This is a genomic window from Treponema bryantii, assembly GCF_900111035.1.
In the GTDB taxonomy this organism is placed as follows: Bacteria; Spirochaetota; Spirochaetia; order Treponematales; family Treponemataceae; genus Treponema_D; species Treponema_D bryantii_C.
In genome coordinates, this window is the sequence record NZ_FOFU01000002.1 from 456,567 (window position 1) to 479,070 (window position 22,504).

Consider the following 22,504-nt stretch of genomic DNA (forward strand, 5'->3'; position numbering starts at 1 on the left):
ATTATGATTTTAGACAAGATAAATTCACCGGCAGATTTGAAAAAGATTTCTGTTTCAGAACTTCCAGTAGTAGCAAATGAAATCCGCGAAGGTCTTTTCAACCGCCTTACAAAAATAGGCGGACACTTTGGACCGAACTTTGGTTTTGTAGAAGCAACAATTGCTCTTCATTATGTTTTTGATTCCCCAAATGATAAATTTGTATTTGACGTTTCCCACCAGGCTTATGCCCATAAAATGCTCACAGGTCGAAAGGCCGGCTACTTTGACGACAGCCGCTTTTCAGAAGATTCTGGCTATACAAATCCAGATGAAAGTGAACACGATTTTTTTAACATCGGGCACACTTCTACTTCAATTGCACTGGCTTTAGGTCTTGCAAAAGGAAGAGACATACTCGGCAAAAAGGAAAATATCATTGCCATCATTGGAGACGGATCTCTTTCTGGCGGAGAGGCACTGGAAGCTTTGAGCGTTGCAGGAAGCGAGCTTAATTCAAATTTCATTGTGGTAGTAAACGACAATGAACAGGCAATAGCTGAAACCCACGGCGGGCTTTATAAGAATCTAAAGGCCCTCCGCGACTCTAACGGCAAATCTGAAAACAATATGTTCAAGGCATGGGGCTTGGACTATATCTACGAAGAAAACGGAAATGACATTGCTTCATTGATTGCGGTTTTTGAAAAAGTCCGGGATTCAAATCGCCCTGTTGTTGTTCACATTCACACACAAAAAGGTAAAGGATACGAACTGGCAGAAAAAGACAAAGAAGGATGGCACTGGTGCGTTCCATTTGACCGGGCAACCGGAAAACCGACCGTTAATTTTGGAAGCGGTGAATCATACTTTGGCGTGACCAGCCAATATATAGTTGAAAAGGCTAAAAAAGACAAGGATTTTGTAGTGGTAACTCCTGCTATGCCGATGTCTGTGGGACTTGGTCCTGAAGAGCGGGCTAAGCTTGGAAGTCAGTACATCGACACAGGCATTGCCGAAGAAGCGGCTGTTGCCATCGCGTCGGGAATTGCCCGCCGGGGTGCAAAACCTCTTGTTGTGACCAACATGACTTTCTTACAGCGTGCCTATGATCAGATTTCCCAGGACGTGTGCATCAACAAAACTCCTGTCACCATGCTTATGAATTATTCATCATTTGACGGACTTACAGATGTAACCCATCTTGGCATATTCGGTCTTGCCGCCTTTACAAATATTCCAAACCTTGTGGTGCTCTGCCCTTCAAGCGCAGAAGAATACATTTCCATGCTGGACTGGAGCATTGACCAGAAAGAAAATCCTGTCCTCATTCTGATTCCCGGCAATGCCGTGAGCCACCGCCCTTCAGACAAAAACTACAGTGCCCTGAACCGCTTCAAAATTGAAGAGCAGGGAGAGAAAGTTGCAGTCATCGCCCTGGGTGATTTTTTCCAGAAAGGAGAAGAACTTGCCTCTGCAATCAAGGAAGGCTGTGGATTTACCCCTACCTTGATAAATCCTCGTTTTGCCTCAGGCCTAGACAAAGAATTGCTTTCAAGCCTCGAAAAAGACCATCAGCTTGTAATCACTCTTGAGGACGGAATCCTTGAAGGTGGGTTCGGCCAGAAAATTGCTTCCTTCTATGGACCAGACAAAATGCTGGTAAAAAATTACGGCCTGAAAAAACAATTTTATGACCGCTACAATCCCTCAGAACTTTTGCAGGAATGTGGAATGACGACCGAGCAGATTGTGGAAGATATAAAAGCTTTATTGAAGTAAATGGCGGTTGTGCCCTAAATATTCAGGAGGAATTTATGAAAACAAGAAGATTTGTATTTTTTGCTACACTTTTGCTTGTATCGGCAATCAGCGGTCTTTTTGCAAAGCCAAACCCAAAGGCAGCAAGCTACAAAACACACGAAGCAGCGGCAGGCGACAAGTCCGCTCCTTTAGTTTATTTTATCCGCGACATCAGCCCGGAATCTCTGGTAAAAGTTTATCAGGCAACCGGCTACAAGACCAGCGGCAAAACAGGTGTAAAGGTGAGCACTGGCGAAAGCGAAAATTCAAATTACCTCCGTCCTACCCTCATCAAAAATCTTGTAAAGGATGAATTGAATGCGACCATTGTAGAATGCAACACTGCTTATGGCGGAAACAGAAGCAACAACATTGATCACATGAAAATAGCCCGTGACCACGGTTTTCTGGATGTTGCAAACGGCTTTGACCTGCAGGACGCAGAGGGCTACATGACAATCCCTGTAAAAGGTGGTGTATGTCTCAAGGAAAATTATGTCGGAACTCATTTTAAGGATTACGACACCTATCTGATTCTTTCTCACTTCAAAGGTCATGCAATGGGTGGCTTTGGTGGGGCAATCAAAAATCTTTCAATTGGATTTGCTTCAGGAATGAGCTGCAAGAAATCTGGAAAGCTCAACATTCACTCTGCAGGCCGTAGTGTTACAAGATGGACCAGCTGTCCTCAGGATGAATTCCTTGAATCAATGGCAGAGGCAGCAAAATCAGTCTGCGATTACATGCAAGATGGAAAAGGCATTGTCTGCGTAAATGTGATGAACCGACTTTCTGTAGACTGCGACTGCGATTCAAATCCTGCAGAGCCAGACATGCACGACATTGGAATTCTTGCAAGCCTGGACCCGGTAGCACTGGACCAAGCCTGCGTGGATTTAGTCTACAAGGCAAAAGATTCAGGAAGCCTTATTGAACGCATTGAAAGCCGTAACGGAATCCACACGCTGGATCATGCGGAAAAAATCGGTTTTGGTTCCAGAAATTACCGTCTGGTAGAAATCAAATAACTAAAAATATATTCAGGAGAAACAAAATGAAAAAACTTATTCTTACACTTTTAATTGGAGGCTTTATTATGACAGGAGCATTTGCAAAGACAGCATTCGTTTACTTCAGTGCGACAGGAACAACAGAACGCATGGCAAAAAATGCCGCTAAAGAAATGGGAGCTGATATTTTTGAAATCCAGCCGGTGCATAAATATACCGACGCTGACTTAGACTGGCATGACAAAAAATCACTTTCTTCGATTGAATGCAACGACCCAAAAAGCCGTCCTGCAATTGCAAATAAACTCGATATCTCAGGCTACGACACAGTTGTGGTTTGTTACCCTATCTGGTGGGCTTATGCTCCAAAAATTGTTTACACCTTTGTAGAAAGCCAGAACTGGTCGGGCAAAAAAATGATTACTCTTTGTACCAGTGGCGGCAGCGGCCTTGGTCGCAGCGGCACAGATTTGTCTAAGTTTGCAAAGGGCGTAGACTTCAAAGGCGGAAAAGATTTTACCCGAGGCTCTGCTGCAGACGTTAAGAAATATATTGAAGGTTTGTTGAAATAGGAAAAATAGGAGTAAAATAATGACAAAACCCCAGCGCTTAAGAATGACTATCGACATTACAATGACAATTCTTTCCATCATACTCATGGGCGGAAACTATTTGTTTCCGGCAGACATCGTGCACGAAATCTTAGGCGTGGGGCTTTTTGTCCTGTGGGCTGTCCATATTATTTTGAACCGTCGCTGGTACGGAGCTATCTTCAAAGGGAAATATAACCCCTACCGCGTAATGCAGACCATCATCAATTGCTGCATTTTGATTTGTACAATCTTCCTTATGATAAGCGGAATCATCCTTTCAAATCACATCTTCACATTCTTGAACATTCAGGGAGGTCTTGGCTTTGCCCGCATTGCGCATCTGCTTGCCAGCCACTGGTATTATCTGTTTATGTCGCTGCATATCGGACTGCATGTTGGACGCCTCTTTCAAAATGTTACGGCAAAAATCATTCCGCGTATTATTCTTGCCCTGGTCTGCGCTTACGGCATTTATGCATTCATCGCCCGCGGAGTATGGAAATATCTTATCCTCCAGCAGCAGTTTTTCTTCTTCGACCTGGAACGCGGCTACATCCTTTTTGCTATTGATTATATTTCCATTATCATTTTGTTTGCAACACTCTCGCACCTTTTGGCAAAGAGTTTGAAAAAAAGTAAACTGTAATTCAGAGGTATTTTTGTGATTATCGAAAATCAGACTTTTGATGAAGAGAGAGCTTTGTACGGCCTTAAGGACCTTACTGTAAAAAACTGCCGCTTTGATGGTCCTGCTGACGGTGAATCCGCTTTTAAGGAATGCCGTAACATCGACGTGGCCGGCTGTTTTATGAATCTTCGATATCCCTTCTGGCATGTAGAAAAAGCAAAAATCACCGATACAAACTTTACAGAAAACTGCCGGGCTGCCCTCTGGTATGATAAAGATATTTTGATTGAAAACAGCAGACTCGGCGGAATTAAGGCAATTCGTGAATGCGAAAATATCAGCCTGAAAAACTGCAGCATTAATTCTCCAGAGTTTGCCTGGAAAAGTCAAAAGCTGACAATTGAAAATGTCACAATCGAAGAATCTGAATATCCCTTTTTTGAAATCCGTGATGCAAAAATTACTGGTTTAAAAATGAAGGGAAAATATTCTTTTCAGTATGATGTAAACATCGAAATTACAGATTCAGAGCTGAATACAAAAGATGCCTTCTGGCACACAAAAAATGTCACCGTTAAAAACAGCATTGTAAAAAGCGAATACCTGGGCTGGTATTCAGAAAATCTCACTCTTATAAACTGCCGCATTATTGGAACTCAGCCTTTCTGCTACTGCAAAAATCTCGTGCTCAAAAACTGTACAATGGAAGATTGCGATCTTGCTTTCGAACGCAGCACCATTGATGTAGAAGTAAGCGGAAAAATCGACAGCATAAAAAATCCTCTTGCAGGAAAAATCACAGCAGACTCAATCGGCCAGATAATTCTGGAAGAAGAAATCTGCGATAAATCAAAAACGCAAATTATCTGCAAAGAATAAAATATCAGGAGAAATAAAATGGCAATTACAGTAAATCTTCGTTACACAGGAAAAAAGGGAGCGGCTCAGGCCTTTGCACGCGAAATGATTTCCAGCGGCACCGTCGAAAAAATTCGCGCAGAGAAGGGAAATCTTCGCTATGAATATTATCTACCTTTTGAGGAAGAAAAAGCCGGCAGCAATGACAGCAGCGAAACCATCCTCTTAATCGACTCCTGGGAAAATCAGGAAGCAATTGATTTGCACCACGCAACACCAATGATGAAAACAATTGCCGAGCTTCGCGAAAAATATGACCTTCATATGACAATTGAGCGTTTTGTTTCTGATGATAAAATTCCTGAGCAGGATAAAGCTTTTATAAGAAGTTGATGTTAAAAAACTGTTTACGCTATAATCATCATATGTTTAATTACATCTGGCCGCTTTTAATCATTGTTTTTTCTAATACACTTTATCAAATCTGTGCTAAGGGCATTCCCCAGCAGATGAACACTTATGCAAGCATGACAATCACATATGCTGTGGCAACACTTTTTTCGGCTGCTGCTTTTTTTGTTACCACAAAGGGCGGAAACATCCTAAAAGAATTTTCCCACACCAACTGGGCTACAATCGTTCTTGGAATTGTAATTACAGGACTTGAAGTGGGCTTTATTTTTGCTTACAAAGCAGGCTGGAAAGTAAATACCCTTTCCGTTACAACAAACGCAATTCTTGCCATTGTGCTGATTGTTGTAGGCCTTATCAGTTATCATGAAGTAATCAGCTGGAGCAAAGTTCTGGGTGTTGCAATCTGCCTTGTGGGATTGTATTTTATTAATAAGAAATAGGAGTACGCAAATGTTCAGGCCAATGAGAAGATTCAAGCAGCAGATTTCGGATAGCGAATGCAAAGAGATTTTGAAAAATGAAAAACGCGGAGTTCTTTCCCTGCTCGGCGATGATGGCTATCCTTACGGACTTCCTCTTTCTCATCTTTACAGCGAAGAAGACAATAAAATTTATTTTCACTGTGCAAAGGAAGGCCACAAAATTGATGCCATAAAAAACTACAATAAGGCAAGCTTCTGCGTTTATGACCAGGGTTACCGAAAGGAAGGCGAATGGGCACTGAACATCAACAGTGTAATAGTCTTTGGAAAAATCCGCCTTGTAACAGACCCGGACCTTACCCGCCAGATCTGCATAAAACTGGTTTATAAATTCACAGACGACCAGGCCTATCTTGAAAAAGAACTCACCAATGCCCTGCCGCGTGTTCAGTGCCTTGAACTTGAAATCGAACACATGACTGGCAAGCTGGTGAATGAGTCGTAAAGCAGAGTTCTTTGCAAAAGGAGAACTCAAGCCAAACTTTGAGGCTAAGTGTAACCATCATTGTGAGAACCACAATTAGATAATCGTCTTTCATAACAAATGGAAATATTTGTATAGATTTATTCTTTTTTTTAAACTGTTTTAATATTACCATTATATCATGGTTGAGTTTCTTAAATTATCTGCAGTTTCAAAAAAACGACATCTCGAATTAGTTGAAGAAAAATCTGATATTTATGATTCCCCTGAAGTCTACGGTTTGAACTATCAGGAAAAGATTCTCGGAGGAAACGGTTCATCAGCTTCTCCTTATAAAATTGAAGTAAGCATTCAAAATACCAGCGGAATTGATTTCGAAGGAATTATGCGCCTTGAAATTGAGGCAGACGGTAAAGCTGATTTTTATCTCCCGGGCTTTATGTATGGTTCAAACAGAGGAGACAAGCCCTGGAAAGTAGACTGTAAATTTCCCCGGCTTAATTCTGCTTTCACAAATCCTTCAGATTCTGATTGTCCGCTTTCTTCATTTTATATGGTAAGGGGAGACAGACTTTCTCACCCATGTGCCTTGATGTACATAAATGGAAACTCTCCAAAGATTCGTGGCTTTCACACTTCTCCATATTATTGCGAGAAAGATTTTGTACAGTATGGCGGCTTTACCTGTAATTCCAAAAGGCAAACTGTCGGCTATACCTTCGGTTATGAAAATGCACCCTGGCTTTTTATTCAGTCACATACAATTCTTCCAAGACAAACTTCGAAAAACTATTTTACTTTGCAGACAAATCAAAAAATTACACAAATCTTTGATGTTTATGATTTTGATGCAGCTTCGGTAACAGATATTCACAAGGTTATCAGAAATGTTTATGAGGCATATCACGAAGCTCCACGCCAATCGGCATCTCTGGAAGAAGCAATAAAAGATTTATCACTGGCGGTCTGCGATTATGCTTGGCTTCCCTCTCAAAAATGTTATTCGGGTTTTGTAAGAGAAGCAGGATTTGATCAGAAGGGCAAGGAAAGTTTTTCTTATAATGTAATTCCTTCTATTTCCTGGACCAATGGAATTGTTGTTGCCTACCCGCAGCTTGTTGCCTCTGCTCGTCTAAATAATAAGAAAATGAGGGAACAAGCTCTTGAATGTATTCAAAATATTGTTGATAACTCCCTGAACAAAGCATCATCGCTTCCGTATGAAACTTTCGACGGACAAAACTGGACCTGTCACGGCTGGTGGTATGGCGGAATGCACAGCGGAGGACACTCGGCTTATCTCGACGGTCAGTTTACTTATTATCTTTTGAAGGCTTACCAATTTGAAAAAGAAAATGGAAGGATTCACGATGACTGGCTCACCTTCTCTAAAACTGTAGTTCATGCTCTTGAACGAGAGATTAACCGTGTGGGTGAATATCCTTTTGTTTACTCCGAGACTGATGGAACTGGTATTGAATATGATTCTCTTGGAAGCTCATGGGCACTGGCCGCAAGCATTCTCTTTGCCTTGATTACAAATGAAACAAAGAATCTTCCTCTCTTTGAAAAATCTCTAACACATTATTACGAGACTTTTATTGCAAAGCTTGAATGCTATGGAAGCCCACTTGATACAGACAAGGCACCAGATAACGAAGGCGTGCTTGCTTTTATAAGGGCAGCAAAGCTTTTTCATCAGCTTACAAAAAAACAACTTTATCTTGATTATATAGAAACAGCCTTGGACCAGGAATTCTCTTACAAGTTCTGTTATAACGGCCGTATCGAGGTTCCGCCTCTAAGTAAACTCAAATGGAATTCCTGTGGTGGCAGCATTACTTCAGTCTGTAATCCTCATATACATCCTATGTCTTCATCAATTATTAGTGAGATGGCTTACTTTATTGAGCATGCAAAAAAAGATTCCCGCACAATTGAATATATCAAAAATCGCATGAAGGATACAATTTTATGGGGCTGCCAGACTTATAATCATTTTGATGGAGAATTTGATTACGGCAAAAAAGGCTGGATATCGGAACGCTTCTGTTACAGTCAGGGCCTCGTTGTCGAAAAATATAAAGACGGAAGTCCTTCTTCAACCTGGTTTGCTTTAATGCCTTGGGCAAGCAGCAGCGTGCTGGAAGGGTTACTGTATCAGCAGCTTTAGCAGTTGAAAGGCTCTTCCTCTTATTTTTTCACGCCAGCCGCGAGTACCTCGAAAAGTCTTACTATTTATTCCTGAACCAGCCCAAAATACTTTTCAAAGACTTCACTGCACTTTTTCTGTTCATCGTTAAGGCAGATTGTAAGCGAGCGCTTTGTATCTCGGTTGTAAAAGCTGAAAAACTGCACGCCAGGATCAAAGCCCTCAAGAAAAACGATGTGCGGATTTTCTTTGCGCAGCCAAAATCCAAGCCCATATAGTCCGTCATCACCTTCAATACAAGGGGACCAGGCATCTTCAATAAAAGGAGAAAGGGTGCTTTCCGGATTCAGCTCAGGATCAAGATTATGCCAGAATTGTGCCATGTCTGCAATTGTAGTAAACGCGCCGCCGTCTCCGCCACCAGTTACGGGAATTCCGTAAATGTTACTGCGGCCGTTTTGCTGATAGCCGGTTGCGCATACAATTCCATCAGGGGATGTCTCATCAAGCCTAAAAAAGCCCGTACTTTTCATGCCAAATTTTGTAAAAATATGCTGCTTTACAAATGACGGAAAACTCATGCCAGAGACAGCCTCAACAACAGCCGCAAGAAGCACAAAGCCGCCATTAGAATACTTGAAGACACCGGCAGAAGAATAGGGTGCCTGTTGTTTTTTCCACATATTTTCAATCAGAGGAAAAAAATCTTCCGGTTTTTCGTAGTGATAGTTTGCATTTCCACACAGGGCTTCTTCAAAATCATCTACAAAATCTTCATCAAAATAATCCGGCACACCTGAAGTGTGATTCAAAAGACTGCGCACCGTCACTTTTTCAGAAAGCCAATCGAGCGAACCGTATTTCCCGGCTTTTGCGGTCAAAAGTTTTTTCACGCTGTCATCAAGATTGAGCTTATTTTCTGCGGCAAGAGTCAGAATTGAAACAGCCGTAAAGCCTTTTGTGCCAGAAGCCGTGCCATAGCAAAAGCTTGTGCTATTCTGTATGCGGAAGTTTTTGTTTGCAAAACCATAGGCGCCGTATTCGTAAAGCTTAGTTCCTTCGTATACACCAAAAACACCTGAAAAATTTGTAAAACTCATAATACCTTTTCCTTATTTAGCGTATCCCTTCATCCCTTTTTCCAGAAGAGTCGTCGCAAGCTCAATCATTTCTTCTATAGGAATCTTACGGCCGTCGGCGACCCACTGGCGGTAAAGCAAAACTACGCAGTTATTAAAGGTCAAAAGGATGTTGCACACACTCTGGTCCAGACCTTTGAGAGGACGAGATTCTGCAGCCTGCTTTGTAACCCGATTCTGCATTCTTTCGCGGATATAATCAAAACGGCTGTCGCAGGTCACACGCTTGAAAAAATCATCCTGAGCTTCCATGTATTCAAAAAAGGCCCGCACAAGTTTTCCGGTTTCCTTGAGCTGATTAATTCCCGAAACAATCGCGCTGTATTCGCTGGAATGCTTAGCCTGGATCTCTGCAAGCACATCATCCACACAATTATAATGAAGATAAAAAGTATTGCGGTTGATTCTGGCCACCTGGGTGATTGCCTTTACTGTAATTTTTTCATAAGGCATTTCGCAAACCATCTGCTTAAAAACACTCTGAATTGCTTCCTTTGTTCGGACAATGCGCGGGTCGAGTTTTTCTTCAGCCATTTTTACCTCCAGAAAAAATGTTTTATAGGCATTATTGCAACATCTGTCGTTTAAACGACATTATACCATAACCTGTTCTTAATAAAAAGACATGTGTCGCTTATAATTAAGATGTAAAACCAAGGAGGAAGCTATGGACTACACCCCAGGCTATGTTTATGAACTTATGGAAAAAGGCGGACCAACAGATGTTCGTGAGCCTTATTTTAAGGAAGCTGTCAGTGAGATGATGCGGGCCAGGAAACTCTGCGCAATTGCAAATGCAAAGATGCCCGATGACGAAAGTTACGTTTCTGACCTGGAAGAACTTTTTGGCCGCAAGTTGGATGATGTTCGCATTCTCACACCTTTTATCTGCGATTTTGGAAACCGCGTAAAGTTCGGGAAAAATGTCTTCATTAATCACTCTGCCATTTTATCGGCATCCGGTGGAATAGAGTTTGGCGACGGAGTTTGCATTGCGCCTGGTCTTCGCATTGCTACAATAAATCACGACTTTAATGAGCGACACACAAAATACACCTACGGTAAAGTCACAATCAAAAAGAATGCCTGGCTTGGAATGAATGTTACAGTTTGTCCCGGCGTTACAATCGGCGAATATGCAGTGGTTGCAGCAGGAGCTGTAGTCACAAAAGATGTTCCGGATTTTGCGGTAGTCGGTGGGGTGCCTGCAAAAGTTATTAAAATGCTTGATCCTTCAGAACAGAAGGAATAGGAGGGACAGATGAATCTGAAAAAAACACTTATCGGCTTGGGAATAGCAGCTTGCCTTGCAGGTTCGCTATTCGCACAAAACAAAACTTCAAAGGAGACTAAAATGGGAAAATCACTGGTAGTTTATTTTTCGCTCGCAGGCGATCAGTATAACGTTGGAATTATAAAAGAAGGAAACACTTCAATCATCGCAAAGTTCATTGCAGAAGAAACAGGCTCAGAGCTTTTTGAACTTGAAACTCAAAAGCCTTATCCGACCGACAGCTACAGCCGCCTGACTCAGATTGCAAAAGATGAGCAGAACAAAAAAGCCCGCCCAGCCCTCAAAGCTGATATCGACATCACCGCATACGACACAATCTACATCGGATACCCGAACTGGTGGGGAGACATACCAATGCCGGTTTACACATTCTTAGAAGCCCACGACTGGAAGGGAAAAACAATCATTCCTTTCTGCACCCATGAAGGAAGCGGACTTAGCGGAACAGAAAGCCGAATCCGTTCAACCTGCAAAGGCGCAACCATAGAAAAAGGCCTTGCCGTTCAGGGAAAGGTAGCCCAGACTAACAGAAGTGTTGCTAAAAAAGCTGTTCAGGATTGGCTTGCAAAATTGGGAAAATAAGGATTTCTTACAAGAACAAAACCTTCCTTAATTCTATTTGCAAGCCACTCGGGAAAGAAAGCCGGAATGTCTGTGCGCTGACCGGTAGTTAAAATCATAGCATTTCCCTTTTATCTGCTTTTTTCAATTTGTATCCAGCTGGAGCTTCGACGAAACTCGGTTGGAGTTAAGCCCGTTTCTTTTTTAAACTGCCTCATAAAATGAAACTCGCTTTTATAACCGCATTTATTAGAAATTTCTGTAATAGAAAAATTGCTTTTAGAAAGAAATGATTTTGCTTTTTCAATCCTTCCTTTTATAACATCATGAATTACGCTTACTCCAAAAGTATGGGAATATAGGTGCTGAAAACCTGAACGGCTTAAGTTCATATAAGCTGCCATTTCATCTATACCTGAGAAAAGAGCAGGCTCTTCAAAGAGTCTGGTTCTTAAATAGGTGAGTCTGTCATTCTTACCGGCAAGAACATCTGGAGGTTGTATGATTTTTGATTTAGCCTGTTGTGCAGTTTTTAGGAAAAGAACAGAAGTAAGAAGAATTTTTATTTCTTCATGATAAATATCAGCAGAAAAATGATTATAAGAAATTTGATGAATTAAAGAGGAGATTTCTTCAGTACTGCCAAGAAAAACAGGAGAGTCAAATACAATCCCTCTTTCAAGAAGTTCTGTCTTATCCTCTTCTGTCATATTAAAGAAAAACCAGTCATCTTGATAGTTTTCTTTAGCTCCTTGATACATGCAGGGAGTCTTTGGCTGTAAAAGTACATAGGAATGTTTTTTTACAAGGTTTCGCTTTCCGTTTATATAGAAGATTGCATCAGATTTTACCAGCAGAAAAAGCCAGGCGCCAGGACCTTCGGGTCTATCCATTCTAAAATCTTCTTCGTGAGTATAATTATAGCCTATTGCACCGATATTTATATTCATACCAAAATTATACACTAAAATGCAAATTCTGCACAAAATGTTATAAAAAATAGATTAAAATGCAATTGTTTTAACAAGTTTTGACCTTATTATGTTGATTATGCAAGGAGGTCGAAAATTATGACAAAAATCTATAAATATCTTTTTTCTGTGATAATATTAGTTCCTCTTTCTTTTGGCTGTTCCTGCAAATCGCATGTTACTTCTGGGAATGAAAATCAAAAGGAATCTGACAATACTGACCAAGGAGAGCTTACTGTGAAAATAAGCAAAAATAACTTGAAATTGACAACAACAGCAAATCCTATTTCTGCAAATGTATTTTGCGCAGATCCTACAGCTGTAGAATATGAAGGTCGACTTTATGTTTATGGCACAAATGACCATGAACAGTATTTGAATGCAGAAAAAAATACCTACGAAAAAATCAAGTCACTGGTATGTTTTTCAACTGTTGATATGGTCAACTGGACTTACCATGGAGAAATCAATGTAGGAAAAATAGCACCCTGGATTACGAACTCATGGGCACCTTCAATCTGCTCAAGAGAAGAGGATGACGGGCTAACCCACTTTTACATGTACTTTTCCAACAACGGCCTTGGTTCCGGCGTTATTACAGCAACATCACCTCTAGGGCCATGGACTTCTCCCTTAAATAAAGCTCTTGTTTATCCTGGAGTAAAATCTTCGACAGGCGATACTCTTACAGACTGTCCGAGCCCCTTCGATCCTGGTGTTTGCATTGATGAAAATGGAGATGGCTGGCTTTCTTTTGGAGCTGGAAGAGCAAGTGATGGTACAACAGAATTTCCTGGAAGTGCAAGAATTGTAAAACTTGGAAGTGATATGATTTCCATCGCAAGTGATTTTGTTGAAATCAAGGCACCATATCTTTTTGAAGCAAGCGAACTGAATTATATAAACGGCACATATGTTTACACCTTCAACAACAGCTGGGATTCCCGTGACGTATGGTCAACAACAACTGCCAGTTCTTCTTCAGCCTGTTCAATGTCTTACATGACAAGCAAAACTCCATTAGATACAGACAGCTGGGTTTATCAGGGACATTATTTTAAGAATCCTGGAGAAATGGGTCTGACCTGGGGGAACAATCACACCCATTTGCATAAATATGCAGGAAAATGGTGGCTTTTGTATCATACAATGATTCTTGCGGAAAAAGCAGGAATTGAAGGCGGCTTTCGCAGTATGTGTGTAGATAAGGTTACCGAAAGTATAGATGAAGAAAATGTAAAAATTAGCAATTGTCAGGGAACAAGGGAAGGTGTGAGTGCGCTGAAGAATCTTAATCCTTTTGAAACTGTAGCAGGAACAACCATGTTTACCTGTGCAGACATCTGGTATGAAGATATTCAGGACCCTTCATCAATTGCTGTAAAAGCAGCAAAAGACTGCGGCTGGATTATGGTAAAAAATGTAGATTTTGCTGACGGTGCATCAAAAATCACAATTCAGGCAAAAGGCAGCGGGGAAATTCTTGTTTATGCAGATTCACATCCTGAAACAATAGAAGATGAATCTAAAGCCTTAGCTGTAATAAGCTTTAATGATGCTTCTTATAAAACTGTAGTGAAAGACTTTTTAAGCACTGTGGAAGGACTTCATAACCTTTATTTTGTGATGAGTAAAAAGGATATATGCTTCAAAAACTGGAGCGTAGAATAAAAAATGCCATATTGTAATCAGATGTTTTATGGAGGTTTATTATGAAAAAGAATTTAATTTGTTTTAATAGTATTTTGTTTTTTTTATTTACATCATGTGCTGGAATTTCTCCAACTGTAGAAAGTAATCCTTATGTTTATGTAAGTGTAGATGATAATGATTATGAAAACATGGAAGCCCTTCAGCTTACAAAGGTGATGGGAAACGGAATCAATCTTGGAAACACCATGGATGCTTGTGGTGGCGGTTGGATTGGTTTCAAGAAAGATCCTTTGGAATATGAACATTGCTGGGGAATGCCTGAAACACAAAAAGTAATGTTTACAGCTTATAAGGAAGCAGGCTTTGATTGTGTACGAATTCCTGTTTCCTGGTTGAATGCTATGGATATTGCAAATGGGGATTACACAATAGATTCAAGATATATTAATCGTGTGGCTACAATTGTAAACTGGGCACTGGAGGCAGATTTATTTGTAATTCTTAATGATCATCATGATTATGAATGGTGTGCACTTTTTGGACCCGAAGAAACCCGGGAAGAAGCTTACAGAGTTTTTGATGCAATCTGGGATCAGGTTGGAACATATTTTAAGGATTATTCTTACAAGTTAATTTTTGAAGCAGCTAACGAACAATGGGGAGCCGGATTCTATCATGCCTTTTCAATTGGTGGTAAAGATTATACTATTGACACAGAAGTGAGTGAATGGTCTTCTTCTGCAGCTGACTTTACGGCCTTCCAGAATAAATGTTATGACATTATTGAAGAAATAGGTCAGTATTATGTAGATAAAATCCGTGCACAGGGTGGAAAAAATGATAAACGCTTTCTCCTTATGCCAGGTTATGACACTAGTATGACTTATACTGCCGATAGACGTTATAAAATGCCAAAGGATTCTGCAAATGAAGATATTAAAAAACTTCTGGTATCTGTTCATTATTACGGACCTGCTGCTTATTCAATTCTTTCTGAAGATGCCGGCTGGGCAAATGTTGCAAACAGCTGGGGTACTGCACAGGAAGTAAAAGAGCAGAATGAAGATTTTGCCCAAATGCAGCGTTTTACAAATGAAGGATATGGTGTAATTGTAGGCGAATATGCGGTTGCAATGCTAAAGCAGTCTGATGGAACTTATGTCAGAAAAAATGATGATATCAAATGGATGACAAATGTTCTTGATAACTGTGATAAATATAATTACTGCCCTTTAATCTGGGAATGTAATGATTATTTCAAGCGTGGATGGAAACGAGTTAAAATCAGTGACTGGGAATCACAAGACGTTAAGTGCGAACTGGGTTTTGTAGATTCAGACGTTGCTGACCTCTTCAAAAGCCGCAGTTACGCTGTAGAAAAAGCAGCTCTTACGAATGAATAACTTCCACTCTGATTATTATATGTATGAGCGACTGGGCTTTGTACAGCTGGGCACAATTCCAAAGGTATTTAGAATGAAGGACGGACATTTTGAAAATATCTGTCCTTATTATCATGAATTGTAAACGACGTCCCGTCCTAAAGTAAAAGCCCCTGATAAATCTCCAGATCCTTATTTCCAAAGACATTGAAGACAACCTTCTTCACGCTGGAATCTGGATTTTCTGCCAGCCACATTTCAATCGTCTCAACTGCAATCTGAGCGGCAAGGTCAGCAGGGAATCTGAAAACTCCGGTTGAAATGCAGCAGAAAGCGACCGATTCAAGCTGATTTTGTGCCGCAGTTTCAAGGCAGTTTTTGTAGCAGTTTGCAAGCAGAATCTTTTCGCGGGGTCCCACGCTTGTGTAAATAATGGGGCCAACAGTATGAAGCACATAACGACTTGGAAGATTAAAGGCCGGGGTGATTTTGCAAAGTCCGGTTCCTTCTTCGTGCCCCTGCTTTTGCATCAGCTCGTAACAGGCAAGCCTGAGCTGAATGCCCGCAAAGGTGTGGATACAGTTGTCGATGCAGATATGAAGGGGCGCAAAGCATCCAAGCAAAGCAGAGTTTGCAGCATTAACAATCGCATCAACTTTTAGCGTAGTGATGTCGCCCTGCCAAAGATATAGCTGCCCGCGGTGGTTGAGTTTATCGAAACCACCTGTTTCACGTACTGGCTTTAAATCCGCTATATTCGTAATCCCCCGCTCTTTATTAACCTGCTGCAGGTACTCATCCTGTATTCTCAAAAAGTCTTCGCTAATGGAATATGGACCACGAATATTCATCAAAGCCCGGAGTATATCGCACTGACTTTTTTCATCATCAGGAATCACAAAGCCGCCTTCATTTCCGGGCACAAGCCCCAGCTTAAAGCCTGCACTACCCTTATCTTCTTTGAGGAGTTCTGTTATCAAATATAATCTACGTTCTGCCTGTGTCATAAGCTTTTTAAAACCTCATAAATGTCATTATTCACGCATATGCTCTGCTTTTCAATCTCCCGAGGAACCTCTGCTTCTCCTTTATTTATGCAGATGTAAGTGGCCTTAGGATTTGCATAGGTCATCTTCCAGAAAGGATATTTGATAATGCCCGGAGTATTACCACCAACACCAAGCTCCAGATAAACAATCTTTCCGTCTTTATTCTTATTCAGAAAATCTTCATAACGGCCAGCTGCCCTATTCCAGCCTTCATCTTCCACAAAAGTGTCGTCAGCGCGAAGGTTCATGCTCATAGGCTTTCCGCACACAGGACAGCGGGGAACCAGTTCAGAAGGAACAGTCATTTTTATTCCTTCAAACCCATTTTCCGGGAGTTCAAGGCTGCCGTCATCCTGAATTACAAAGCCCTGTTCCCTGATCATTTTTTCAACAAAAAGCTGATTATCGTAAGTTTTCTTGTGACAAGGCTCCGAGCACTGCCAAAGACCGTAATCCCCCTGAGTATAAAAGAGTCGTGACTTATCAAAACCCGTTTTCTGAAAGCAGTGGTCAACATTAGTCGTAAGAACAAAATAATTTTTATTCTTCACAAGTTCAAAGAGTTCTTCATAGACAGGAATCGGAGCGTTCATGTAGCGGTTAATCATTATGTAGCGGCTCCAGTAAGCCCAGTTTTCTTCAAGAGTTTTGTAAGGATAAAAACCACCGGAATACATATCATGAAAGCCGTACTTCTTTTCAAAATCAGCAAAATATTTTTGGAAGCGAAGTCCGCTGTAGGTAAAGCCTGCAGAAGTAGAAAGTCCCGCTCCAGCACCGATGAGAATTGAGTCTGCATTTTGTAAGATTGATTTGATGTTTTCCATTCTCCACCTCTATAGATTAAAAACAACAGGCTTAGAAAAAGCTTTATTCTCTTCAAGTCCCTTAACATGACCAAGATTGTTCAGACTGCCGGAAATCTCAGAAAGATAGAAAACCTTGAACAAGGAATGATTTACATCATTTTTGTACAGCTGGCGAACTATGGAAGATTTTTCCATAATCATTTTCTTAACCGTAAGATTTTCTTCAAAGACAACCCTTGCACTCATGCGAATCCAGGCTGTATCAATTTCATTCTCCATAAGACGGGAGCCACAAAGGTCAATATAAGGATTCACAGAAAGCTCCTTGAACATATCCTTCTGGCTGTTTGTGCAGAACCACAGCTTTTCATCATGGACTACCATGTACTGAACAGGCCTCACCTTTGGCTTCCCATCCAAACCGATTGTTGCCAGATACTGTAAGCCTACTTTATCAAGATATTCTGCAATTTCTGTAACTGTCATTCGTGGCTCCTTTTAAATTATTTTACTGGGAAAAACATTCCAGCCGACATATCAAGATAGTTCAGACCTGAATATTTTGGATATGCTGACTGCACTGCCGCCTTAAAGCCAGCAGCATCAACATTTTTGATTGCGATGTTTTTAAGCCCTTTAAGGTATTCTATCTTCATTTTAACATCATCCAGATTTTCCACAACATAATGACTTGTTAAAACGAGGCCGATTTTTTTCTGAATATAAGATTCCAGTACGGAAATGAGAGCGTCGGCATGAGCTTTTCCTGCGACAATTGAATGAACATCGTGTCCCAGCATGTGAATATAAACCACATTGATTTCAGGAATGAAGATGTCGAATGCTTCCTGAGTGCGGGTAATTTTCATTTCCACACCGCAAAGGGTCAGGCTGTCATCTTCAATAAAATCCGTAGTCGTATAGATTGATTTATCGAAAGCTTCCCCAAATGCTCCCGCGAAGTTTGAAACAAGCCCTGCCCCGCCACCGTTGTGATTGTAATCATCGGCATTTTTTGTCGAGTAGACCTTGCTTCCCTTCATAAAAGAAGCGCCCGCTCCGTGATAGGCGATTACAGCACCTTCATATTTCAAGCCTGTGTCGGAAATGTATTTTTCCAGCTCCTTAATGTTATCAAAAAAGCATGGGGATTCAATCATAAAGCAACGGCCGTCTTTTTCAACAAGAAAACATTCGTCAGAAATCAAGTCATTAGTCTTGAATGCGTGAAGCTTGATTGAACCAAAATCATAGATTTCCATTACGCCCTTTGAAAGCTGAACTGATGTGAACTGTGTCTTTTCCATAAAATTACCTCGTTAAGTTTTTATCTTAAAAGCAGGTGATCAAGCTGATTAAAAGATATGTTTTGCTTTTCTGTTGTAACTTAAATTTTACAACTATGAATAATATAGCGTTGTAATTTATAAATGTCAAGTGATGTTATTTATTTTTTACAACAAATCTGATATACTGAAGCAAGGACAGGATTATGAAACTAAACACAAACCTTACAGTTGCCATTCACACTATTCTCTGCATTGCTTATTTTGAAAAGGATAACAAGGTCACTTCCGACTTCATTGCGGGAAGCACTGGCATGAACCCGGTAATTATCAGAAAGATTTTAGGAAAACTCCAGGCAGCTGGAATGGTAGAAACAAAAGCCGGGGTCGGAGGCTCTACCCTTTCAAAGAAAGCCGAAGAAATTACCCTTTTGGATGTCTACAAGGCAGTGAGCGAAGAAAAGGAGAGCGAGCGTTCTGTTTTTAATTTTCATGTAAATCCTAATTCAAAATGTCCCGTTGGCAGCAAAATCCATGCAGTTCTAGACCATCCATTAGATAATGCCCAAAAGGCTTTGGAAGAAGAATTGAAAAAAACAACAATTAAGGATTTGATGGGAAAGCTATAATCTAGTGCCCTATCTGAGTAATAGGTAAACAAGGATATTTAGATATATGATAAATGAAAAAGTTTTAGACTTCCTCAAAGCTAAGGGATATGCAGACAGACTCACCGAACACAAAGAAACAATCGATACCGTAGAACATGCAGCACAGCAGATTGGCTGTTCTGAGGCGGAGATTGCAAAGACGCTTTCATTTATTGTGGATGAAAAACCTGTTATCGTGGTAATGGCAGGTGATGGCCGTGTGAACTCGTCAAAGTTCAAAGCTCTCTTTCATACAAAACCAAGCATGATTCAGCGAGACCAGGTTGAAGCAATTACCGGCTTTGCTCCCGGCGGAGTCTGTCCTTTCAATGTTCCAAAAGAAATCCCCGTATGGCTCGATGTTTCAATGAAGAGATTTGAATACGTTCATCCAGCAGGCGGAAACTCATTTACTTCGGTAAAACTAACTCCCTCTGAACTGGAAGAAGTATCAGGCGCCACCGGCTGGTGTGATGTCTGTAAGGGCTGGGAAGAATAGAAGAAAAAGCCAGATTTTACAACTCCGCAACCTTTCGAAGAGTGTTTGCCGTACGGATTGTAATCATCTCCCCGATGCCAGGAGTCGCAGTCTTTTTCCACCAGTTGGCCTTTGCATATAGTTTGCGATCAAATGACCAGAAGGCCGCATTTCCGCAAATTTGGACTTTTTCTAGTTCTGCAGACGGCTCCCCGATTTTATCGGCCACTGTTTCAATACTGTTTGGAGCAATGGCAAAAATCAGATTGTCATAAATATCTTTGCTGTCACTTCCCCACCAGGATGGTGCTTTTGAAAGAAGACATTTCAATTCATCCTGAGGTATCACAAAAACTGGAATCTCAAGATGAAAAGTTTCTAAGATGATTGTACGAATTCTTTCTGCAAGTTTTACTACATCTGTCTCATCATCAGAAAAAATCACATTCCCGCTGTTCAGATATGTTTTTACATCTGCAAAACCTTTTTCGCCAAGGGCAGTTTTCAGTTCAGGCATGGAGATTTTATTTTTCCCACTGATATTTATTTCGCGAAGTAAGGCAATGTATCTGGTCATTTTGCTCCCCTATTTTCTTTCCTAACTACAGGCATTTTTTTATCTTAAAATAAAATCAGTAATACAATCATACCAGTGAACATAGGTTTCTCCGTTTACAGAGAGCCGTTCATTTTCAGGAAGCTGTTCTGTCCATAGTTTTTTGTAACGGTCCAGGTGCCAGTCATTTTTGTTGAATCTTCGCCACAAAATTGTTCTGCCGTTTTTATCCAGATAATGTTCAGATAAAATATTCTGATTATAAGAGCCAAGGTCTACCACACAGACTGTATCATATTTTTTCCCGCCAATGGTAACCTCGTATCTTCCAACAATATCCATTACAGGGTTTTGATTCTGGCAAGTAACTTTATCATACTCTTTTTTTATGAGACCTTTCGGTGATAGCTGAGTTTCATGACCACAATTATCTTCGCCATAACCCCAGTTTTCTACGAACTCTTCTCCATCCAAAAAAGTTACATAGTGCTTTACACCATCAGCCATATAGCTTGTTGCAAGATAGCGGCAATGTGTGTCTGTAAGCTGGGCAACAAATCCCCGCACACTTTTTTCTTCCGGCTTTGAAAACTGATATTCTTCAGCAGTAATTTCAACACCTTCAATTCCATGAACTGTTGCCCTGCCAATAACCTTCATGTCGTAGAGATAATCACATTTTCTAGATGGTAAATCATAAATCCCCCAGCTGATTTTTTCGTTTAGCTTTGGAATCAAATGCCAGCCCATCAATTCTTCCCATTTTAGAGAAAAAGATTTTTCATCTGATTTTTCAATTTTATATTCTGGAAGATATTCCGGTAAATTATTATTTTTCATATTAATACTTCTCCTTAAACTTTTTCTTAGCACTATGAAGCCTGCTTTTTACAGTTCCAAGTGGGATTCTAAGTTTTTCTGCAATCTCTTCTTGTGTCATTTCTTTCCAAAAATAAAGATACAGAATCTGCTTTTCTTTTCCGCCAAGTTTTTCTAAAGTTTCCTGCACCGATTGAATTTCTGTAAAGCCCTGCCTGCCTGGCATAAGTTTTGTTTCCAGCAATTCTTCTACAGGAAGCTCAAGAACTTTTGCTTTTTCACGAAAATAATCGTTGCATTTATTTCTCGCAATACTGATTATCCAGGCTTTGAACGATTCCTTATTTTTTAATTGATTAAACTTTTGCATTGCAGTGATATAAACATTCTGCAGAATATCGTCTGCATCTTCTTTCACGCAAATTTTAAATCGAACAAAGCGTTCTATTGAAATCCGTTCCCGAGAAATCAGTTTTTCAAATTCACTCACATTTTTTTCCTCCGTCTTAGAAGTAACCGGTTCGTTAATATAGACGAAGTTCAAATCAAAAAGGTTCATTTTTGTAACTCTATTACATGATTTATTATAACAGATAATTAGACACAAAACACTGAATTAATCTTGGCTTTATGATAAAATAAAACATCAACTGGAAATAACTATGGCAAGCATTTTGATAAAAGACACAAGTCGTGAGCAGCGTGAGCATATTGTCCGCGAATCACTCGGCGATGAATACGATGTTGGCTGTGGAATGAATTAGTAAAGGTCGCTAATATGGAAATCAACAAAAAAGATATGAAAGTCCTGCTCAAAGCCCAGCAGGGAGAACTGGATGCCGTTCTCATGTATAATGCTTTGGCCGAAGTTGCAAAACACCAGAAGGACAAGGACACTTTCCGTCAGCTTGCAAAGGAAGAAGGCCACCACGCCTCAGTTTTTCATAAATTGACTCAAACAGAACTTACTCCAAAACACACAAAAGAAATCCTCCTTCCTCTACTCTACAGAATCTTCCCAAGATGGATTTTATATCCCGCAATCGCACAGGGCGAATATGCTGCCGTAAAAAATTATGCACCGGTAGCCGAAAAGTTCCCCGAAGTTGAAAGCGTAAAAAATGACGAAAAACGTCACGGAGATACGGTGAAAGGGCTTTTGCAATAAAAAGAGATTTAGGCTTTCTTGGGTTTCTTTTCCGGAAGTTCAGCATACATACCTTCCAGCAGTTCCTGAATCAGTGCCTTATCATCAAAACTATCGAATACATGCATCAGGGTTTTTGATTCTTCATACGGGTATCGCAGTTCGGAATCTGCAAGCAGTCTGTCCGATGTCGGCGTTCTCTTTAAAAACAGCTCATCACCGCAAATATCCCCTATAAGCTTACCCTTAAAATATACAAGGTATCCGCCCATCATAGATTTTATGACAATCTCACCAGCTTCGGAAAAACATTCGCGAACATATTCATTAAATTCTCTTATCATTTTTTACACCAAGTCCATTCATC

29 protein-coding genes are annotated in these 22,504 nt (G+C 40.5%); 17 read left to right on the forward strand and 12 right to left on the reverse strand.

Going from position 1 to position 22,504, the window contains the following annotated elements; genetic code table 11:
* The first annotated feature begins 3 nt into the window (after positions 1 to 3).
* The 9 genes from BMY21_RS05440 to BMY21_RS05480 all read left to right on the forward strand — a co-directional run bounded on the left by BMY21_RS05440 (position 4) and on the right by BMY21_RS05480 (position 8,364).
* Positions 4 to 1,761: a 1-deoxy-D-xylulose-5-phosphate synthase gene (locus tag BMY21_RS05440; RefSeq protein ID WP_074641614.1), complete on the forward strand. Its 1,758-nt coding sequence runs from the start codon at positions 4 to 6 to the stop codon at positions 1,759 to 1,761.
* 35 nt (positions 1,762 to 1,796) lie between these two features.
* Complete coding sequence (locus BMY21_RS05445; protein ID WP_074641616.1) at positions 1,797 to 2,810, forward strand: DUF362 domain-containing protein; 1,014 nt, start codon at positions 1,797 to 1,799, stop codon at positions 2,808 to 2,810.
* A 26-nt stretch (positions 2,811 to 2,836) separates the two neighbouring features.
* Positions 2,837 to 3,364: a flavodoxin gene (locus BMY21_RS05450; protein WP_074641618.1), complete on the forward strand. Its 528-nt coding sequence runs from the start codon at positions 2,837 to 2,839 to the stop codon at positions 3,362 to 3,364.
* Between the two features lie 19 nt (positions 3,365 to 3,383).
* Positions 3,384 to 4,031: a DUF4405 domain-containing protein gene (locus BMY21_RS05455; protein WP_074641620.1), complete on the forward strand. Its 648-nt coding sequence runs from the start codon at positions 3,384 to 3,386 to the stop codon at positions 4,029 to 4,031.
* 15 nt (positions 4,032 to 4,046) lie between these two features.
* Entirely contained in the window at positions 4,047 to 4,892 is an 846-nt protein-coding gene (locus tag BMY21_RS05460; RefSeq protein WP_074641621.1) for a DUF3737 family protein, read from the forward strand.
* A gap of 18 nt (positions 4,893 to 4,910) precedes the next feature.
* Positions 4,911 to 5,264, forward strand: a complete 354-nt coding sequence (locus tag BMY21_RS05465; RefSeq protein WP_074641622.1) for a putative quinol monooxygenase — start codon at positions 4,911 to 4,913, stop codon at positions 5,262 to 5,264.
* A gap of 32 nt (positions 5,265 to 5,296) precedes the next feature.
* The gene (locus BMY21_RS05470) at positions 5,297 to 5,725 is read left to right on the forward strand and encodes an EamA family transporter (protein ID WP_074641961.1); all 429 of its coding nucleotides are present in this window, start codon (positions 5,297 to 5,299) and stop codon (positions 5,723 to 5,725) included.
* A gap of 10 nt (positions 5,726 to 5,735) precedes the next feature.
* On the forward strand, positions 5,736 to 6,212 hold the full coding sequence (locus BMY21_RS05475; RefSeq protein WP_074641624.1) for a pyridoxamine 5'-phosphate oxidase family protein: 477 nt from the start codon (positions 5,736 to 5,738) through the stop codon (positions 6,210 to 6,212).
* 160 nt (positions 6,213 to 6,372) lie between these two features.
* On the forward strand, positions 6,373 to 8,364 hold the full coding sequence (locus BMY21_RS05480; RefSeq protein WP_074641625.1) for a hypothetical protein: 1,992 nt from the start codon (positions 6,373 to 6,375) through the stop codon (positions 8,362 to 8,364).
* Positions 8,365 to 8,429: 65 nt separating this feature from the next.
* On the opposite strand, the gene BMY21_RS05485 is transcribed toward BMY21_RS05480, so the two are convergent.
* Positions 8,430 to 9,443: a serine hydrolase domain-containing protein gene (locus BMY21_RS05485; RefSeq protein WP_074641627.1), complete on the reverse strand. Its 1,014-nt coding sequence runs from the start codon at positions 9,441 to 9,443 to the stop codon at positions 8,430 to 8,432.
* A gap of 12 nt (positions 9,444 to 9,455) precedes the next feature.
* Entirely contained in the window at positions 9,456 to 10,016 is a 561-nt protein-coding gene (locus BMY21_RS05490; RefSeq protein ID WP_074641629.1) for a TetR/AcrR family transcriptional regulator, read from the reverse strand.
* Between the two features lie 133 nt (positions 10,017 to 10,149).
* Here BMY21_RS05490 and BMY21_RS05495 point away from each other — a divergent pair, with 133 nt between their 5' ends.
* Together BMY21_RS05495 and BMY21_RS05500 are read left to right on the forward strand one after the other, a co-directional pair.
* The gene (locus BMY21_RS05495) at positions 10,150 to 10,734 is read left to right on the forward strand and encodes a DapH/DapD/GlmU-related protein (RefSeq protein ID WP_074641630.1); all 585 of its coding nucleotides are present in this window, start codon (positions 10,150 to 10,152) and stop codon (positions 10,732 to 10,734) included.
* Between the two features lie 9 nt (positions 10,735 to 10,743).
* On the forward strand, positions 10,744 to 11,358 hold the full coding sequence (locus BMY21_RS05500) for a flavodoxin (protein WP_074641632.1): 615 nt from the start codon (positions 10,744 to 10,746) through the stop codon (positions 11,356 to 11,358).
* Here BMY21_RS05500 and BMY21_RS05505 read toward each other — a convergent pair.
* Both BMY21_RS05505 and BMY21_RS05510 read right to left on the reverse strand, forming a co-directional pair.
* Entirely contained in the window at positions 11,328 to 11,456 is a 129-nt protein-coding gene (locus tag BMY21_RS05505) for a DUF1848 family protein (RefSeq protein WP_083379707.1), read from the reverse strand. The genes BMY21_RS05500 and BMY21_RS05505 overlap by 31 nt on opposite strands.
* 12 nt (positions 11,457 to 11,468) lie before the next feature.
* Positions 11,469 to 12,287, reverse strand: a complete 819-nt coding sequence (locus tag BMY21_RS05510; RefSeq protein ID WP_083379709.1) for a helix-turn-helix domain-containing protein — start codon at positions 12,285 to 12,287, stop codon at positions 11,469 to 11,471.
* A gap of 120 nt (positions 12,288 to 12,407) precedes the next feature.
* Between BMY21_RS05510 and BMY21_RS05515 the strand changes: the two genes are divergently transcribed.
* From BMY21_RS05515 to BMY21_RS16035, 3 genes are read left to right on the forward strand one after another with little or no spacing between them, the layout of a single operon-like run.
* The gene (locus BMY21_RS05515) at positions 12,408 to 13,979 is read left to right on the forward strand and encodes a glycoside hydrolase family 43 protein (protein ID WP_218141028.1); all 1,572 of its coding nucleotides are present in this window, start codon (positions 12,408 to 12,410) and stop codon (positions 13,977 to 13,979) included.
* A gap of 41 nt (positions 13,980 to 14,020) precedes the next feature.
* Positions 14,021 to 15,364: a glycoside hydrolase family 5 protein gene (locus BMY21_RS05520; protein WP_074641633.1), complete on the forward strand. Its 1,344-nt coding sequence runs from the start codon at positions 14,021 to 14,023 to the stop codon at positions 15,362 to 15,364.
* A complete protein-coding gene (locus BMY21_RS16035; RefSeq protein ID WP_256210274.1) occupies positions 15,357 to 15,488 on the forward strand; it encodes a hypothetical protein in 132 nt (43 codons plus the stop codon). The genes BMY21_RS05520 and BMY21_RS16035 overlap by 8 nt, the downstream gene beginning before the upstream one ends.
* 13 nt (positions 15,489 to 15,501) lie before the next feature.
* Here the strand turns inward: BMY21_RS16035 and BMY21_RS05530 are convergent, their stop codons facing one another.
* From BMY21_RS05530 to BMY21_RS05545, 4 genes are read right to left on the reverse strand one after another with little or no spacing between them, the layout of a single operon-like run.
* Positions 15,502 to 16,350, reverse strand: coding sequence for a protein-ADP-ribose hydrolase (locus BMY21_RS05530; protein WP_074641635.1), 849 nt, complete (start codon positions 16,348 to 16,350; stop codon positions 15,502 to 15,504).
* On the reverse strand, positions 16,347 to 17,219 hold the full coding sequence (locus BMY21_RS05535) for an SIR2 family NAD-dependent protein deacylase (protein WP_074641636.1): 873 nt from the start codon (positions 17,217 to 17,219) through the stop codon (positions 16,347 to 16,349). Before BMY21_RS05535 ends, BMY21_RS05530 begins: the two co-directional genes overlap by 4 nt.
* Positions 17,220 to 17,228: 9 nt before the next feature.
* A complete protein-coding gene (locus BMY21_RS05540) occupies positions 17,229 to 17,687 on the reverse strand; it encodes a pyridoxamine 5'-phosphate oxidase family protein (RefSeq protein ID WP_074641638.1) in 459 nt (152 codons plus the stop codon).
* A 17-nt stretch (positions 17,688 to 17,704) separates the two neighbouring features.
* Positions 17,705 to 18,508 carry a hypothetical protein gene (locus BMY21_RS05545; protein WP_074641639.1) on the reverse strand — a complete coding sequence of 268 codons (804 nt, stop codon included), beginning with the start codon at positions 18,506 to 18,508 and terminating at the stop codon, positions 17,705 to 17,707.
* 185 nt (positions 18,509 to 18,693) lie between these two features.
* Here BMY21_RS05545 and BMY21_RS05550 point away from each other — a divergent pair, with 185 nt between their 5' ends.
* The gene (locus BMY21_RS05550; RefSeq protein WP_074641641.1) at positions 18,694 to 19,116 is read left to right on the forward strand and encodes an Rrf2 family transcriptional regulator; all 423 of its coding nucleotides are present in this window, start codon (positions 18,694 to 18,696) and stop codon (positions 19,114 to 19,116) included.
* A gap of 46 nt (positions 19,117 to 19,162) precedes the next feature.
* A complete protein-coding gene (locus BMY21_RS05555) occupies positions 19,163 to 19,636 on the forward strand; it encodes a YbaK/EbsC family protein (RefSeq protein ID WP_074641643.1) in 474 nt (157 codons plus the stop codon).
* Between the two features lie 16 nt (positions 19,637 to 19,652).
* Here the strand turns inward: BMY21_RS05555 and BMY21_RS05560 are convergent, their stop codons facing one another.
* The 3 genes from BMY21_RS05560 to BMY21_RS05570 are packed head-to-tail and all read right to left on the reverse strand — an operon-like array spanning position 19,653 to position 21,480.
* Positions 19,653 to 20,192: a DUF1697 domain-containing protein gene (locus tag BMY21_RS05560; RefSeq protein WP_074641644.1), complete on the reverse strand. Its 540-nt coding sequence runs from the start codon at positions 20,190 to 20,192 to the stop codon at positions 19,653 to 19,655.
* A 39-nt stretch (positions 20,193 to 20,231) separates the two neighbouring features.
* The gene (locus BMY21_RS05565) at positions 20,232 to 21,011 is read right to left on the reverse strand and encodes a hypothetical protein (RefSeq protein ID WP_074641646.1); all 780 of its coding nucleotides are present in this window, start codon (positions 21,009 to 21,011) and stop codon (positions 20,232 to 20,234) included.
* Position 21,012: 1 nt separating this feature from the next.
* Positions 21,013 to 21,480 (reverse strand): RNA polymerase sigma factor, encoded by a 468-nt coding sequence (locus BMY21_RS05570; RefSeq protein WP_177177717.1) that lies wholly within the window; start codon positions 21,478 to 21,480, stop codon positions 21,013 to 21,015.
* Between the two features lie 288 nt (positions 21,481 to 21,768).
* Between BMY21_RS05570 and BMY21_RS05575 the strand changes: the two genes are divergently transcribed.
* Positions 21,769 to 22,158, forward strand: coding sequence for a ferritin family protein (locus tag BMY21_RS05575; protein ID WP_074641649.1), 390 nt, complete (start codon positions 21,769 to 21,771; stop codon positions 22,156 to 22,158).
* Positions 22,159 to 22,166: 8 nt separating this feature from the next.
* On the opposite strand, the gene BMY21_RS05580 is transcribed toward BMY21_RS05575, so the two are convergent.
* Entirely contained in the window at positions 22,167 to 22,481 is a 315-nt protein-coding gene (locus BMY21_RS05580; protein ID WP_256210276.1) for a TfoX/Sxy family protein, read from the reverse strand.
* Positions 22,482 to 22,504: the final 23 nt, after the last annotated feature.

Excerpts from the sequence above, each read along its gene's own strand:
- BMY21_RS05440 (WP_074641614.1), top strand. The coding sequence starts at position 4 with ATGATTTTAGACAAGATAAATTCACCGGCAGATTTGAAAAAGATTTCT.
- BMY21_RS05445 (WP_074641616.1), top strand. The coding sequence starts at position 1,797 with ATGAAAACAAGAAGATTTGTATTTTTTGCTACACTTTTGCTTGTATCG.
- BMY21_RS05450 (WP_074641618.1), top strand. The coding sequence starts at position 2,837 with ATGAAAAAACTTATTCTTACACTTTTAATTGGAGGCTTTATTATGACA.
- BMY21_RS05455 (WP_074641620.1), top strand. The coding sequence starts at position 3,384 with ATGACAAAACCCCAGCGCTTAAGAATGACTATCGACATTACAATGACA.
- BMY21_RS05465 (WP_074641622.1), top strand. The coding sequence starts at position 4,911 with ATGGCAATTACAGTAAATCTTCGTTACACAGGAAAAAAGGGAGCGGCT.
- BMY21_RS05470 (WP_074641961.1), top strand. The coding sequence starts at position 5,297 with ATGTTTAATTACATCTGGCCGCTTTTAATCATTGTTTTTTCTAATACA.
- BMY21_RS05475 (WP_074641624.1), top strand. The coding sequence starts at position 5,736 with ATGTTCAGGCCAATGAGAAGATTCAAGCAGCAGATTTCGGATAGCGAA.
- BMY21_RS05480 (WP_074641625.1), top strand. The coding sequence starts at position 6,373 with ATGGTTGAGTTTCTTAAATTATCTGCAGTTTCAAAAAAACGACATCTC.
- BMY21_RS05485 (WP_074641627.1), bottom strand. The coding sequence starts at position 9,443 with ATGAGTTTTACAAATTTTTCAGGTGTTTTTGGTGTATACGAAGGAACT.
- BMY21_RS05490 (WP_074641629.1), bottom strand. The coding sequence starts at position 10,016 with ATGGCTGAAGAAAAACTCGACCCGCGCATTGTCCGAACAAAGGAAGCA.
- BMY21_RS05495 (WP_074641630.1), top strand. The coding sequence starts at position 10,150 with ATGGACTACACCCCAGGCTATGTTTATGAACTTATGGAAAAAGGCGGA.
- BMY21_RS05500 (WP_074641632.1), top strand. The coding sequence starts at position 10,744 with ATGAATCTGAAAAAAACACTTATCGGCTTGGGAATAGCAGCTTGCCTT.
- BMY21_RS05505 (WP_083379707.1), bottom strand. The coding sequence starts at position 11,456 with ATGATTTTAACTACCGGTCAGCGCACAGACATTCCGGCTTTCTTTCCC.
- BMY21_RS05510 (WP_083379709.1), bottom strand. The coding sequence starts at position 12,287 with ATGAATATAAATATCGGTGCAATAGGCTATAATTATACTCACGAAGAA.
- BMY21_RS05515 (WP_218141028.1), top strand. The coding sequence starts at position 12,408 with ATGACAAAAATCTATAAATATCTTTTTTCTGTGATAATATTAGTTCCT.
- BMY21_RS05520 (WP_074641633.1), top strand. The coding sequence starts at position 14,021 with ATGAAAAAGAATTTAATTTGTTTTAATAGTATTTTGTTTTTTTTATTT.
- BMY21_RS16035 (WP_256210274.1), top strand. The coding sequence starts at position 15,357 with ATGAATAACTTCCACTCTGATTATTATATGTATGAGCGACTGGGCTTT.
- BMY21_RS05530 (WP_074641635.1), bottom strand. The coding sequence starts at position 16,350 with ATGACACAGGCAGAACGTAGATTATATTTGATAACAGAACTCCTCAAA.
- BMY21_RS05535 (WP_074641636.1), bottom strand. The coding sequence starts at position 17,219 with ATGGAAAACATCAAATCAATCTTACAAAATGCAGACTCAATTCTCATC.
- BMY21_RS05540 (WP_074641638.1), bottom strand. The coding sequence starts at position 17,687 with ATGACAGTTACAGAAATTGCAGAATATCTTGATAAAGTAGGCTTACAG.
- BMY21_RS05545 (WP_074641639.1), bottom strand. The coding sequence starts at position 18,508 with ATGGAAAAGACACAGTTCACATCAGTTCAGCTTTCAAAGGGCGTAATG.
- BMY21_RS05550 (WP_074641641.1), top strand. The coding sequence starts at position 18,694 with ATGAAACTAAACACAAACCTTACAGTTGCCATTCACACTATTCTCTGC.
- BMY21_RS05555 (WP_074641643.1), top strand. The coding sequence starts at position 19,163 with ATGATAAATGAAAAAGTTTTAGACTTCCTCAAAGCTAAGGGATATGCA.
- BMY21_RS05560 (WP_074641644.1), bottom strand. The coding sequence starts at position 20,192 with ATGACCAGATACATTGCCTTACTTCGCGAAATAAATATCAGTGGGAAA.
- BMY21_RS05565 (WP_074641646.1), bottom strand. The coding sequence starts at position 21,011 with ATGAAAAATAATAATTTACCGGAATATCTTCCAGAATATAAAATTGAA.
- BMY21_RS05575 (WP_074641649.1), top strand. The coding sequence starts at position 21,769 with ATGGAAATCAACAAAAAAGATATGAAAGTCCTGCTCAAAGCCCAGCAG.
- BMY21_RS05580 (WP_256210276.1), bottom strand. The coding sequence starts at position 22,481 with ATGATAAGAGAATTTAATGAATATGTTCGCGAATGTTTTTCCGAAGCT.